Raw genomic sequence first — 15,054 nt, 5'->3', positions numbered from 1 at the left:
TTATTTTGACCGATTTAGAAAATGAGGCTAGCCCAGCAGATGTTCGCACTCGTATTGGTCAACAACATACCAACCTTATTTTTATTGCTGTTAAAGCCATTGAAGCGTGGTTTTTGGCAGATACGCAAGCCTTGAGACAATGGTTAAAAATAGATACTGTTGAAGAACCAACACCCGAACACACATTAGGGATGCCTTGGGAACGGCTAAAGGAAATCGCTCATGAAAACAATAGGCGTGGACCAGGCGACAATAAACTCATTTTTGCCAAACGTATGATTAAGCATTATGGCTTTACGGTTAGTAATGCCGCTCAACACTCAAACTGCCCTAGTGTTGTTGAATTTGCGGATGGCATAGTTGCGTTGGGGAATACAGAAAAAATTATTGCCAGTGATGATAGCGGACACAACTAATTTAAGCCTAGCGACAACTATGCGAGAGAAAAGCCTAACATGAGTAAATCAAAAATTGTAGAAACGCTGATTAACCTCTTCTCGGAACATCGCTTTGTCTTCTGGCATGACGAAGACGCGCACTTTGCTGAAGAAGCAGCCGCTTTGGAAGATCACGACGTTCATGTGGTAAATACCGAAACAACCCCTTCTCTAAAGCTTAAAATCGACATCGAACAGTCCGACCCCACTAGCAAATGGCTCTTTTACAGCCAAAAACCTGTACCCGTAGCCGACCAAGACTGGCTATTAGATATTCGTATGCGTAGCAAAGCGTTTTTTGCCGACGAAACATCTATGCAACTGGAGGAATTAGGGCTACACACCCTTTCTCTACGCAGCCATCTTAAAGCGAGAAGCCAATTTTTGCGTGCCAAAGACCGTTTTGAGCGCATGAAAAAGTTAGTCATGCCAACGGATACGGAGGCTGATCTTGACCGTAAGATGATTGCCATCCTGATTCGTGCTGACCAAGCAGACTTGACTAGTATGCTGCTCAAATTATTCACCAGCATGGATAACAATGGCAACGTTGACCTGAACATAGAACCACGCGGATGGGCTGAGTTAAGCAGCTATGGCCTATTACCTTCATTTTGGATGTTAATCAAAGATGAATTTGGCTACGATGTTTCAGATTCTTCGCTACGCGACTTGCTATTTCGGATACTCGTGTCCGACCTTGCTAAAGGTCTAGCAGGCAAACTTCCTGTTGGTTTAACTCACTTTTTGCTTCCTGACCGTGCCAAAGCCGCGAGTGCTTCGGTATTCCTTAGTCAATGGCGTGGCAACATTAGCCACTTTAGCAGTTACGACAGCATTTCCACCGAAGTCGCTCAACAGCTCCAACTTGGTCAACTGATTTCTGGTGTCCATGCCGAAGATATGCTTAATGTCATGACTTTTTCCGAAATCGAAAAGTTAATTATCATTGATTTGCGTGATCGTATTATCAACAGCTCTGGCTCAGCATTAGATATTGTCCATGACGTCTTTGCACGTCGTCGGGATGGCCATTGGGCTAATCCCAAACTGGCATCTAACAGCGACAGCACGCGTGCAATGCTCTGTTGTTATGAAGCACTAGAAGCGGCTGCTCACTTTTATACGCTAAAAAGCCGCTACAGCGAAGGCTTTAGTTTTGCGAGTGCCGAGGAAGCCGCGAACCTCTACCACAAAGAACTGTTTCGCTTTGACCAAACTTACCGTCACTTTCATCGTGCAGCCGAACAAGTGGACGTTCATGGTTGGACACTTCTGCAAAATCTGCGGAAACAAGTTGAAAGTGCTTACACTGACTGGTTCTTGCCGCATCTGAGTTTAGCTTGGGGTAAAGTGATTGAGGGTGATAATGGATTGCTATCTCATTGGAAACTACCTGAATGGACTAGCCAAACTGATTTTTATCAAAGCAAAGTTAAAACAGTTTTAGCTAACCCCAACATTAAACGAGTATTTGTGATTATCTCTGATGCCTTACGTTTTGAAGCGGCTGAAGAGTTAAGCCGAATTATTAATAGTCGCAACAAATATCAAGCCAGTCTGAGTACTTTATTAGGCGTTTTGCCAAGTTATACCAAACTGGGTATGGCGGCACTTCTGCCTCATAAGTCACTGGCATTCAAAGAAGGCGTTGAGCTGTCTGTGACCGTTGACGGCAAGTCCACAGCCGACTTGCTAGCACGAGATGCTATTTTAGCCAAGATAGGCGGCATGGCCATTCATTGGGAAGAACTGACCAGTTTAGGCAAAGACAAAGCGCGTGAACGAGTTCGCGATGCTAGTGTAGTTTATATCTATCACGATCGTATTGACTTGTTAGGTGATAAAGCCGTATCGGAACGACAAACATTTGAGGCAGTCAGCAGAACATTTGAAGAGCTTAATGGCGTAGTCGGTTTTTTAATGGGTAATTTAAATGCTTCAACGGTGCTAATAACTGCCGATCATGGATTTCTTTATCAAGAGTCTGCCCTTGATGATGCAGATCGCTCAACCTTAGACATAAAAACTGTAGGAGCCATTGTCACCAAAAAGCGTTACGTTATTGGTAGAAAACTGGGATACACCGATAAGGCATGGTGTGGCAATACCGCAATAACTGCTGGCATGACTGAAGCTGATAGCCTAGATTTTTGGGTGCCCAAAGGTGCGACTCGCTTTCACTTCGTTGGTGGCGCACGCTTTGTACATGGCAGTGCGATGCCACAGGAAGTTATCGTCCCACTTATTACCATTAAGGTTAGTGGCTCAGACAAGGCTAAAACCAGTCAGGTCAATATTTCCCCACTGATGACCTCAACTAAAGTGGTGAATAATCTCCCTCGTTTCGATTTTATCCAAACTGAACCCGTATCAACTAAAATTCTTCCACGCACAGTAGTACTCTCTTTGCGTGATGACGAAACGCTCATCAGTAGCGAACACACCATCACTTTTGATAGCAGCTCCAACGCTATGGATGAACGCAAAAAGTCAGTCATATTGACCCTCAAAAATGGCAGCTATGACCCCAAAAAAGATTACCATTTGGTTATACGCGACGCTGACAGCAAGGTGGAACTACATCGCATCACACTTAAAATCGACTTGGCCTTGGCCAATGATTTCTAATTTCTGGAAGAATTAACTTATGCACCCAGACAAGCACACCGACCTAGAACTTGATAATTTACTCACTCGACATTTTGCAGGCAAAGTGGTTCGTAAAGATCTTACCAAGCTCATTAAGGAAGGTGCGAATGTACCTGTTTACGTGCTGGAATATCTGCTGGGTATGTACTGCGCTTCGGAAGACCCTGATGTTATCCAAATGGGCTTAGAGAATGTGAAACGCATTCTCACCGATAACTACGTGCGTCCAGACGAAGCGGAAAAGATTAAGTCCAAGATTCGTGAGGCAGGTAGCTATAAAGTTATCGACAAGGTGACAGTCAAACTTAACGAGAAGCGTGACAGCTATGAAGCACTGCTTTCAAATTTAGGGGTTAAAAATGCGGATATGCCCGACAGTCACGTCCGCGAATTTGAAAAACTATTAGTTGGCGGAATTTGGTGCATTATCTCTATACGCTATCATTTTGAGGAAAATCAAAAGGGTTCACCCTTTTTAGTCACTGACCTCAAGCCTATACAAATGCCCAATATGGATCTAAATGATCTGTTTGAAGGCCGTAAACAATTTACTCAAAATCAATGGATAGATGCGCTGATTCGCTCAACAGGTATGGAACCAACGTGTTTCAAAGAACGAGTGAAATGGCATCTACTAGCTAGAATGATTCCACTGGTCGAGAACAACTACAACCTGTGTGAATTAGGGCCGCGTGGTACAGGTAAAAGCCACATCTACAAAGAAATCAGTCCCAACAGTATTCTTGTCTCAGGTGGCCAGACTACCGTTGCTAATCTCTTTTACAACATGGGTGCGCGTAAAGTGGGCTTAGTTGGCTTATGGGATGTTGTGGCATTTGATGAAGTGGCAGGTATTAGCTTCAAAGACCATGATGGCGTACAAATCATGAAAGACTACATGGCCTCAGGCTCTTTTAGTCGAGGCCGTGAATCAATCAACGCTAACGCCTCTATGGTTTTTGTCGGAAATATCAATCAAAGTGTCGAGTCGTTGGTAAAAAACAGTCACCTACTAGCCCCATTCCCAGCGGCTATGATTGATTCTGCCTTTTTTGATCGCTTTCATGCTTATGTTCCTGGTTGGGAAATCCCAAAGATGCGTCCAGAATTCTTTACTAACCAGTACGGCATGATTGTTGATTACCTCGCTGAATACCTAAGAGAAATGCGTAAACGCAGTTTCTCTGATGCAATCGACAAATGGTTTCGACTTGGCAACAACTTAAATCAACGTGACACTATTGCTGTACGCCGCACTGTCTCTGGTCTGCTAAAGCTAGTCTGCCCACATGGAGAGTATGACAAGGAAGCCGTACGTCACTGTCTAGAATACGCACTTGAAAGTCGTCGCCGTGTAAAGGAACAGCTGAAAAAAATTGGTGGTATGGAGTTTTATGATGTTTACTTTAGTTATATCGACTTAGAGGATGGTCAGGAACATTTCGTTAATGTACCCGAACAAACGGGTGGTGGCCTGATTCCTGAAGGCCGTCCCAAACCTGGCATCGTACACACTATCGCCATGAGCGGCAATGAAATGCCCACCATCTATCGTATCGAAATACAAACATTGGCAGGGACTGGCAAATTGTTGGTATCTGGCCCACTATCACGTGAGCCTGTACGCATTGCCTTTGATTACTTTAAAGCACATGCAAGTCGAGTCAGTGGCATGATCCGCCCAAGTGAGCATGACTTCCACTTACATCTTGTTGATTTACAAGGCGGCGGAGAACCAGATGTATCTACATTGGCAAACCTCATTGCTTTGAGTTCTGGAGCTATAGGTCGCCCAGTACAGAGCCAATTAGTCATAATGGGCGATATGAGTCTAGGAGGTGTCATTACTCCTGCAAGAAACCTAGCAGAATCCTTGCAAGTTGCTTTTGATGCAGGAGCCAAAAGAATACTTTTGCCAATGTCGAGTGTGGGAGATATTCCAACCGTACCTGGGGAACTGTTTGCAAAGTTCCAGACCAGCTTTTATTCGGATCCTGTGGATGCAGTGTTTAAGGCAATTGGTGTAGAGTAATTTGGCTTGCTTTTTAGGGAGTTAAGCGAAAATATTCGAAAATTTTGATTGTGCTCTGCTATCTTTTTTTGGTAAAAATGGGATGATTACTAATATTGACATGCTAGATAGTGTTTTAAAATCCATATGTCAGAGAGAAATCACATTGGACATTGCCATTCGAAAACTCCTATCCCTCAGCTATGGCTAGGAGATTGGTTTTTTAATAAAAAACCTTATCAGGAAGCAGTGGGCAAGGACTAGATAACAGACTTAATTAAAGAGAAAAATATGCGGAAAATGACGAAAGTGTGGATCATGGCGTCAATGGTGAGTGTGAACGCTTGGTCAGGGGAGTCAGTGACATCTGATCTAAACAAATGCATCACTCAGAAGAAGATTTCTTATACAGCTAAGGGGGCTGTGACTGGCGCACTGATGGGATTTCTTTCTGCTAAAGCATCTGGAAAAAATAAAGAAGATGAACGAAAGGCTGCACTCATCGGTGCTGTGGCTGGTGGTGGTTTGGGTTTTCTCACTGCATGGAACAAGGCGGTCGATGCCTGCAAAAACGAGCATCCCGACTGGGTGGTTGAGTCGGATATCAAGCGCAGTCCCAATTACGATGCTGTGGTGTCTGAGTTCAATTACAAGCCTCCGCAAAAGAATAGCATCGCCATTGTCCGTCCCTTGCAGATACCCGAGCCAGTTAAGCCAGGCGATACGGCCAACATCCAAGCCAAGTTTGTGATATTGACACCAGACGGTGGTGAGGCCAAGGTCAAGATCGATCGCAAGTTCTTTGTTGTCGCGGATGGCCAAGAAGAGCCACTGTCCTTCCCTGGCAAGGACAGCGAAGACCGTGTTGTCGAGAATGGTGAGCAGGTGGACGAGTTTAATCTGCCTATCGGTGAAGAAGTGCCAGTTGGCACGAAAGTCCGCGTTCAGTACGCTATCTCGTTGAACGGTGCACCGCTTGTTTCGCAAAGCGGCATAGTTGAAGTAAAGTGATGATGCGCACTGTAATGATGAAAGGGGTGATGCTCGCATGGATGATACTGCTGGCTGGCTGTGCGAATCAGTCCATGCCAGGCTATCAGCGCGTCTATCAGGGCTATCAAGTTCCCCAAAACTTAGCTGATGCAGTACAGGCTCGTCTGCGTGCCGAAGGAATCAGCCAAGCTATCATTGGCCGCGATTCGGTGGGGCGTTTAAAACTCAACGGTGTCTATCGTGATGAAGATGAGGTTGAGCGCGCATTCATCATTGTCCAGTCCATCGTAGGTATTCAGTCCACTTCGCCGTTCTATCCAGAGAATGTTCAGGAAAAGCGTTGGGAGCGCGAAGCTGGGGCTGCTTTATCTGACTACTTCAAGCGTAAAAAGCAAGCTCAGAGTAATGTACCTGGAAAAAAGAGAGCGTTGGTCATTGGTATTAATCGGTTCCAGAGTTATCCACAAATCACGGATATTCAAGGTGAAGATGATGCTAGGTTGATGGGCATAGTCTTAGCTAACTATGGTTATGACGTGAGGTCTCTACTCGGAGAGCGCGCAACTAAGGCTAAGATTGAGTCGGAAATTGCAAATCTTGATAAAGTGCTGGAGCCAAATGACACCCTGTTCATTTATATATCGAGTCATGGCACACCTCCTGTGCCGACGTCAGGCGGCGGTGACGAGCGCAAGATGTCAATTGTCGCCTATGATTCAGGACCGTTGACCTCCAGTATGGATCGCACTGGTGGTGCATTAACTATCCAACGCACCTCTGTAAGTGACAAGCTGGTTCAAAGGCTAGCACAGAGAACGTCTGCGATGACGCGTGTCATTATCGATACCTGCTATAGTGGAGAGATACTCAGAGATATGTCTAACGTAGGATCTGCCTATCAAGACAAGATGAATGGCGGTGGTTTTGAAAAGGCATCTGTTTCTGAATCATCGTGGACGGGGGCTTCTTACACCAGCAAAGCAATTGCATTTGTGGATGACGGAAATAGCAGCGTCGGGCAGGCTACTAAAACATCTGAGCAAGTCACACGCCGCAATTACAGTTTTATTACAGCAACAAGCCCAGGTGAATTATCTTGGGGGCCGCCTTCCACTGTCGGAACTTTTCCAGACCCAACCAGCCAGACTGAACTACTCAGAGGTTCATTTTTCACACAATCGTTCATCGCTTATCTGAAACAATTCTCAGGTGATGTTCCACGTGCCTTTGAGGAAGCTCGAATTTTCACCAGTAAGATGGTTCAGCAGGGGCCAAAGCAGTCACAGAACCCACGCCGCTTCACGACCATTCCAGCTGACATTGACAATCTATCCAAACATTAAATTGAAGGAATATCGCTATGAATCATTGCAGCCTAAATAAAGCCATCCTCATAGCATTCGCAGTAATGTCTGTGGGCGTTCACGCCGAAGAGCCTACCTATAGCGCAAAGGCTCTCTTCTTTGGCGAAGATGGTGACATGAAGACGGTTGCGACAGTCAAGAAGCCTTCTGATACGGAGGGTAAAGCGGTTGCCATTACTACCGCACCAAAGAATACAACACAGAAATCCAAGAATGTAGTCGCCAAGAAAACTCCTGAGAGTCGCCCTCTTGGCGCAGCCTACTTTGTACGACTCAAGAAGCCCAATGGCGAAACAGAAGATGCCCTTTTAGGCACGCGCATATTTTCCACAGGCGATCGGTTTCAACTAGGGCTTAAAGTCAATCGACCTAGCTATGTTTATATCTTCAACGAGGATCCAGACGGTCGCATCACGATGTTGCATCCCCGTCCAGGCGGCTCGGCGGCAGTGAGTGCCATGGGGACGGTTTTCCTGCCAACCCAAGGTTCATTTGAGTTTCAGGGAGAGCCTGGCACAGAGAAATTGTTGGTGTTGATGTCCAAGGAAGAAATGCTGCAACCCGATGCGGCACTCTACAAAGCACAACCAGATATTGTAGCTGGTGGTTCACCTAGTGCGTGCAAAGTTATGGTGGCAGATGCTGGTAACTATGCAAGCAAAGCCATCGTTTATTCGCAAGAGACAAACACTGCGAGCACCAACTGCAAAACCACTGCTGCGCCGCTTTATGCATCAAAGGCTATCGTCTTTGCCGACGATCCACAGCCCGCTGCGGGCCAACAATTAGCTAGTTATGTGGTGAAGCCCGAAACGGCATCGAAGTCTGAGCCTTTATTACTTAAGATTCAGTTGGCTCATCACTAAAACAAAAAATCCGCGCATATGTACATGCTGCGGCGAATCAATTATTGAGATAATTATGTCAAATAACCACCTTATTGTCGGTCTTGGCGGCACTGGCGGCAAAGTGATCCGTGCTCTGCGTAAGATTGTTAAGACCCACACAGATGCGAATGGCAACAGTCCTTCAGAAGCAAACTTCGAATACGCATATCTAGACACATCAGATGGTCTTCTCAAGGAGATTGATCAGTGGATGGTACTTGGGCAGGACTGCTCGCTAGCACGAGCCCAGACAGGCATTTATGCCGCTAGTGGCGTGCGGCCTATTCTACAGGACCCAGATTCATATCCAGGCATGCGTGGATGGATTGAGCCTCGACGCGTTTTTGATTTCATCGATTCAAGCACAGCAGGAGCCGCTCAAAAACGCAAATTGGGTCGCCTTGTCTTCGCCCAGAACGCGCGTACAATCACTGATTTGCTTAATGATAGACTTCAAGCATTAGCAAGCAGCACCAAGAATGCAGAGGCAACTATTCACGTGATTTGTGGCTTGGCGGGTGGTACAGGTAGCGGCTTTATCGTCGATACAATTGCTCAATTGCGCAGGTTGTGTCCAGACGAAGCCAGTTACCGCATCATGGTCTATGCTTTGTTACCAGATGAAAACTCACCTTGGGTGAAATCTGTCTCAGGATTTGGAACGTACTATGCTAATGGCTACGCTGCGCTCTCAGAGTTGAACGCAATGGCGTGTCGAAACTATCGCCCCATCAATGTACTGGATGGCTCTCGGATCGAAGCAGCGAAATTTTTCAACGGTTGCTATCTCATCAATAATATCAATGAAAACCGCGTACGGTTTGATGTTCAGGAGAGTGTTCCTCATATCATCGCCGAATTTCTTTACCAGAAGACGCTGAACCAGCGTTGGGAGACACTTGCGCGTGCCGAGAATGGTGAGAACGATACCAATTTTATTGAGATGGATGATGGTGTAGGTGCCCGTGCCAAGGTGTTCATGAGCTTTGGTATAAAACGTGTGGTGGTACCTGAGCAGGAGATCAAGGAATATCTGGCGTATGGTTTTGCCGAGCAGGCAACGCGCCAATTGATGTTCAATAACTTTCGGCAGGGCGAAGGCTTCGCTGATGAACCTGAATACAAAGACTGGGGTGCAGAGGTTCGCAAACCAGATGTGCAAGAACGTCTTCAAATTAGTGATGCCCACCTGACGCTAGACCGTGGCATTCTAGAAGATGATGTTAAGGCGGAGTGGAAGCCAATTGACGAATACTGGCCGCAGGTCGCAGCCACACTCGAGGCACAAATAAAGTCGGATAAGAGCATCAAGGAGTCGGAATGGATTCGTACCTTGCGTACTCGTCTGTCAGATGTTTTTGACAGTACGTTTCGGCGATTGGGTGGCGTTCGTAAGTTTTATGAAGTTAAGTCACAAGCACAACAAGAAATGGCACGCCATATCGTGCGACGTGTTGAGCGTGATTTTTTCGGTCGATGGAGTTCTGGGGAGCTGTCATTGCTCCAACTGCGTCAGTACACAGATGCGGTGCTGGACAATCTAACTCAGCGCAAGAAGTCGTTTGAGGATAAAATCCAGACTGAAGCGAACGCGATGCAGAAACTGGAAGAAGACCTCCAGCGACTGACTTTGGATTTCAACAGTGTGGGTACCTTTGGTCGAGTTTTCACTGATAAACGAGATACTCGCTTTTCTGAGGCACGTGAAAAGTTACAATTGTTATTTTCCAAGAATACCAAACGGCAAGGCTACATGTTTGCCCCACGCTTGATTCCCCTTATTCTTGATGAACTGACGGTGATGCGTGGGAAAATAGACCAACTGCATGTCCAACTCACTGATGCCACTGAAACGATTCGTACAGAGCAGAATAATCGACTCAGAACCGACAAGGAAGAAGTTTGCCAAACGCGACTCTTTGATATCGATGCCGTGCGCGACTTGTTGCGCCGCATGACGCTTGATGAACGGGGGCAGAAAGAGCGTACCCAGCGTGTGCGCAAGGCCATCTTAGCCTTGGCTGGTATCGAAGTGGATAGCTTTGAGAAACTGGCGGCACGAATCACGCCAAATGGCCTCATCACGATGCTTTCTCAACAAGCTGCCGCAATTACTGATGCAGTTCATACGGAAATGGCACAAGCGTCACCTGTCATGCATGTGAATATTGTTGAGCGTTTATCACGTCAATATGCGGGTAACTCTCAATCACTAAACAAGTTCGTGGTGGATTTGTATCGTGAAGCGGGAAACATGGTGCTATTCAATAAGGCTGAAATAGAGCGACGTGTGGGCAATGGCGTAGGTGCAGCAGGACTGCAGCAAGCTCTCTGCGTCATGCTACCAGAGTGTGAAGAGCAGCGCGAGTTCCGCCAAGAAATGAGCGAGTTATTTCAACGCCAGAAAGATGCAGGCATTTCGAATCTTTCTGTACTCCCAGGTACATTGACTAACGAAGTGGTGGTGATTAAGGTCTCTTCTCTCATGCCTGCACGTTTTATTGACACGCTTGGATTCCTCAAGCGGCATTACGACGGCTTGTGCAAGATTCCCGATGAGGCCACTTTGCTGCATGGGGAAGGTGATGGCAGCAAGCTGCCACCGTTGTTTGCTCCCACTGGTGTTGATATGGAGAAGCGTCGTAAACGCAAACCCTACTTGCTGTTGGCCAAATTTCTCAATTTTATCAAACAACGTGAGAATCCGAAGACTGGTGAGAAAGAATGGATTCTTCAATCTAAGGATAATGATGGATTCATGATTATTACCGCGCTTAATGGCGGAGGGAACTGGATTAAGGTCTGGGACGCTGATCAATCAGAATCATTGCAGAATGACGTCGAAAAAACAGTGAAGTCAGAATTGGCTGCCAACTACATTCACAGAGAACGCAAGCAAGAACTTCTCCAAAAATTTGTGAGTGCCGTCAATGAACGCTTAGAGCAAGCTGACGGCAACGCGGATGATCCACAATATTGTGAGTTGCGAGCCATGACTCCAACATTTAAGAGTATCATCGGCTTAAATGATGATGCCTAAAATTAAAACACATCAACACGAGAATGAAGATGTATAAATATATATGTAAGTCAGTTGGTGATTGCTCAATCGCTGACCGTGGCGAGCCTATCACTAGTGAAACAATGCTCAACGATCCCAAATGTGAGGTCTGTGCTGGCTCGTTGGAGTTGATAGAAGAGTCAGGTGCGAGTGCCAGCTCCCAAAATAATGGAACCAAACGTGGTGTGATTATCGCTGGAGCAGTTGCGGTACTAGCTATAGCTGGTATTGGTAGTTGGTATGTATCGCACTCCAAAACAGACCATCAGGAGTCGTTACAAACAGTATCCTCACAAGAATCGACAGTACAGGCTACCTCTCAGGAGGCATTAGCATCTACTACTGAGCCGATGACACAGACTGTTAGCGGAGGTATTGCCCCGAGTGAAGCCGAAACTTCGACTGCACGTCGTGCGGCCGATACAAGCTTAGGTAATTCTGAGTTTTCCGAGGCCGAGAAGAAAGCAGCTCGTGCTGCGGCACTTGAGATGATCAAGACTGCAGTGGCAAAAATGGGACAGGGTGATCTCGTTGGTGCCGAAAAAGAGCTGATGGAGGCCAAGGCACGTGATGCCAGCGAGCCTCTCGTCTACTATAATCTCTCTATTGTACGCCTACGTCAAAAGCAGCCAGAAGAAGCTCTCAAGCAATTGGAAGCTGCTTTTATGGCTGGGTTTTCACATTTCGATGCTATGGATCAGGATCATGATCTAGATCCGTTACGAAACAACCCCAAATTCAAAGAGCTGATGCTAACTTATCGTAAGGGTTCATGATGCGTTGGAGCCTGTGGGTATTATCACTCAGTATACTGGTAACGGGGTGCGAGAAGCATCCCGACCCTAAAAATATTGAAGGCCACTGGGTGGCCGAAGAGTTCCGTGTCGAGAGTGTCAGTTTACCTATTGGCCCTGAACTTCACATCACACAGAACCAACTTTGGCTAGGTACTAGCACTGCACCAATGAAACTAAGAGGTATCATCGCTGATGGTAAAGATGTTACGCTCAAGACAGAGCTTGGCCTAAACATCATTTTCTCTTTTGAGAACAAAGATCGAATGTATTTCTCTATTCCGTTCGTTGGTGAACGCATCTATTATAAGAGAGACACGATGTATGCTGCTGTGTCTGCAAGTGCTACACCTCGAGAGGCCAAGCCAAAACAGTCTCCGATGGCTGTGAATGTGCAAACATCGCCGCCGCACACCCCAACAGCAATGCCTTTATCATCCGTGTCTCCTGCGCCAGTCACCTCTAATCCCACAGCTGCCGTCATTACACAAGACATGAATACTCAGATTCATGTATCCTCTGCATCGGAAACACAGTACGAACTTGCCCTGCAGGCCATGCGAGATGGTGACAATGATGCTGCATTAAGGAGCCTATCAACAGCTTTGGCTAGTGGATTTTCGGATTGGCAACGTATTGATGAGGAGCCGTTGTTTGCAGCATTAGCCAGTGATGTCCGATTTCAAGTCCTGCGTTCGCGTTGGAAGAAGTGAGCATAAGCCCCAACCGCCGAAAATTTCGCCTTAGGGGTTGATGATAAATACTGATAGGGGCTTAGTGTTTGGATAATTTCGCTTTTTGTGGCTATCGGTAAATTTCCTTGCAAAAGAGTTGGTGGAGTTTTGGGAGCAATTGAATGGCGAATCAACTTAATATACACCCCCTAAAACTCACCACCGATACTCCGTACCCTGCTCCCATGCCTCCGCCTCAATATAACAATGACGCATCTCTGCCTCATGACTCATATCACGCAATAAATCAGCCATTAATCCATCTAAATCCTCACGGCTTTTATAATTGATGCGTAAGGCATAATCACCTGACGATAACCGTGTTGCATGGTATTTATCTAAACAATAACGCTCTATATTTTCCCTTGCTCGTTTTTTACCACGTACAAACTGACTGTTATTTTCAATAGTCAAGCGCAGCGTAATCTCAGCTACTTGCTCGGCTGATTGACTTTCTCTCGTAGTTGTCGCCGCTTTTTGATAAGCCCCAATTTCCACGCCTCGATGTCGCAGATAACTGTATAAAGTACTTTTAGAAATATGCAATTTATCGGCAATCGCATTGACACTCAACCGCCCTTCTCGATACAAGGTTTCCGCAGCCATCGCCGTTGCTTCGGCTTGTGCATCTAAACCTTTGGGTCGTCCCCCTACCCTGCCACGCGCTCTGGCAGCCGATAAACCTGCATTAGTACGTTCTCGAATTAAATCACGCTCAAACTCTGCTAAGGAGGCAAATAGATTAAAAATTAGTCTGCCTTGAGCATGTGTGGTATCCACAGGGTCATTTAAACTTTTAAGACCAATGTTTTGGCCGGACAGGGTTTCGACCAATTCAACTAAATGGCGAAGTGAACGTCCTAAACGATCCAGCTTCCAAATGATGATGGTGTCACCTGTCCGAGCTTCTGCTAATAATTTATCTAACTCAGGACGACTACTTTTAGCCCCACTCGCCACATCTTGAAAAATACGCTCACAGCCTGCTTGTTTCAGGGCATCTATTTGCAAAGAAGGATTTTGTTCACGGGTACTGACACGGGCATAGCCTATTTTCATGAAATAGTCCTGTTTACTCAATGAGTATTAGATAAATTAAACTTTGATTAACTAGACAAGTATTTAAGACTATAACAGGGTTAAATTCAAGGATTATGCTCAGATTCAGTCTAAACCAATAAAGTTCAAGAAAACGTTCCTTTTATCGAACTTTAAATAACGCAATTGTCTAGTGATGATAAAATGAAGATGGTGGGACGTGTTAAGAAAACCGCACTTTTCTTAACATGTTTGCTTTTTAGACAGCAAATAAACAGTTAACTTAGAGAGTGTATATTTTACATACTCTTTTTTATAGCTATGATCTTAGCCAATCGTTTAGACAGTATTTTTATCTAAATGTTGTATATGATTGATCAAATGATTTGGGTTTTCGAAGTCAAAAAAATTTAGACCTTACTTAAAAATCATTTCTACCTTTTATCGATTTGGGTCAAAGACTTTTTCTTTGTGACAACTGTATTTTAAAAATCAGTTTCTTTTTTTCAAGCTTTTATTTTTCAAATTTTGTCTTCATAAAAAAGAAAAAATTGAAGTTTTTTCCTTTTTATATATTTTAATACTTTTCCGTAAGATTTTTTTATTTTAAATCAATGCTTTATAGAAATAACTATGAGGGATTGACGAATAACTATGAGGGATTGACGAATTTAATATGAGGGATTGACGAATAACTATGAAAGATATATTTTAATCATATTTAGACTAAAAAGTGGCTAGTTATATGCTGAAAAATGAATTACAAGTTGTAAAGTCAAATCAGGTTATAGAGGCTTCTTATCAGCTAAGTACCATTGAGCAAAGGCTAGTTTTAGCAGCGATTAGTCATATTCCTAAAGGGCAAACAGTGACAGATGAGGTACTCTATACTGTGAGTGTCGCTGATCTTCAATTATTAGGCGTGAATCAAACGACTGCATATAGAGACATTAAAGAAGGTGTAAACAAACTCTATGAACGCTCGATATGTAATGGTTTAATAGAACAGGACACTTTGATAGGTAGTATTTATACTGCAAGTAGAGGTGTTTATGAAAGCAACGAAGTCAATGAAAAAGCCGA

Annotated in this window: 11 protein-coding genes; 10 read left to right on the top strand and 1 reads right to left on the bottom strand. The window is 45.0% G+C overall.

All coding sequences use genetic code 11. From position 1 onward, the window contains the following. Nucleotides 1-5: 5 nt before the first annotated feature. The 9 genes from C8N29_RS17075 to C8N29_RS15110 all read left to right on the top strand — a co-directional run bounded on the left by C8N29_RS17075 (nucleotide 6) and on the right by C8N29_RS15110 (nucleotide 12,912). Nucleotides 6-416 carry a hypothetical protein gene (locus C8N29_RS17075; protein WP_204509372.1) on the top strand — a complete coding sequence of 137 codons (411 nt, stop codon included), beginning with the start codon at nucleotides 6-8 and terminating at the stop codon, nucleotides 414-416. A 39-nt stretch (nucleotides 417-455) separates the two neighbouring features. Beyond that, a complete protein-coding gene (pglZ, locus tag C8N29_RS15145; protein WP_107866910.1) occupies nucleotides 456-3,068 on the top strand; it encodes a BREX-1 system phosphatase PglZ type A in 2,613 nt (870 codons plus the stop codon). 19 nt (nucleotides 3,069-3,087) lie between these two features. Further along, a complete protein-coding gene (gene brxL, locus C8N29_RS15140) occupies nucleotides 3,088-5,121 on the top strand; it encodes a protease Lon-related BREX system protein BrxL (protein ID WP_107866909.1) in 2,034 nt (677 codons plus the stop codon). A 270-nt stretch (nucleotides 5,122-5,391) separates the two neighbouring features. After that, nucleotides 5,392-6,111: a hypothetical protein gene (locus C8N29_RS15135; RefSeq protein WP_107866908.1), complete on the top strand. Its 720-nt coding sequence runs from the start codon at nucleotides 5,392-5,394 to the stop codon at nucleotides 6,109-6,111. After that, nucleotides 6,111-7,436 carry a caspase family protein gene (locus C8N29_RS15130; protein ID WP_107866907.1) on the top strand — a complete coding sequence of 442 codons (1,326 nt, stop codon included), beginning with the start codon at nucleotides 6,111-6,113 and terminating at the stop codon, nucleotides 7,434-7,436. The genes C8N29_RS15135 and C8N29_RS15130 overlap by 1 nt, the downstream gene beginning before the upstream one ends. A gap of 17 nt (nucleotides 7,437-7,453) precedes the next feature. After that, on the top strand, nucleotides 7,454-8,323 hold the full coding sequence (locus tag C8N29_RS15125; RefSeq protein WP_107866906.1) for a DUF4384 domain-containing protein: 870 nt from the start codon (nucleotides 7,454-7,456) through the stop codon (nucleotides 8,321-8,323). A gap of 55 nt (nucleotides 8,324-8,378) precedes the next feature. Then, nucleotides 8,379-11,384, top strand: a complete 3,006-nt coding sequence (locus tag C8N29_RS15120; RefSeq protein ID WP_107866905.1) for a tubulin-like doman-containing protein — start codon at nucleotides 8,379-8,381, stop codon at nucleotides 11,382-11,384. A 29-nt stretch (nucleotides 11,385-11,413) separates the two neighbouring features. Next, complete coding sequence (locus tag C8N29_RS15115) at nucleotides 11,414-12,181, top strand: TPR end-of-group domain-containing protein (protein ID WP_107866904.1); 768 nt, start codon at nucleotides 11,414-11,416, stop codon at nucleotides 12,179-12,181. Next, nucleotides 12,178-12,912: a hypothetical protein gene (locus C8N29_RS15110; RefSeq protein WP_146164484.1), complete on the top strand. Its 735-nt coding sequence runs from the start codon at nucleotides 12,178-12,180 to the stop codon at nucleotides 12,910-12,912. Before C8N29_RS15115 ends, C8N29_RS15110 begins: the two co-directional genes overlap by 4 nt. A 177-nt stretch (nucleotides 12,913-13,089) precedes the next feature. Here C8N29_RS15110 and C8N29_RS15105 read toward each other — a convergent pair whose 3' ends face one another. Then, nucleotides 13,090-13,992: a recombinase family protein gene (locus C8N29_RS15105; protein ID WP_107866902.1), complete on the bottom strand. Its 903-nt coding sequence runs from the start codon at nucleotides 13,990-13,992 to the stop codon at nucleotides 13,090-13,092. Nucleotides 13,993-14,716: 724 nt separating this feature from the next. On the opposite strand from C8N29_RS15105, the gene C8N29_RS15100 reads away from it, so the two are divergent. Beyond that, nucleotides 14,717-15,054 (top strand): replication initiation protein (locus tag C8N29_RS15100; RefSeq protein ID WP_146164483.1); only part of this gene is annotated, 338 nt, incomplete at its 3' end.

The organism is Agitococcus lubricus (assembly GCF_003051055.1).
Taxonomy (GTDB): domain Bacteria; phylum Pseudomonadota; class Gammaproteobacteria; order Pseudomonadales; family Moraxellaceae; genus Agitococcus; species Agitococcus lubricus.
This window is presented reverse-complemented; position numbering and strand designations above follow the sequence as displayed.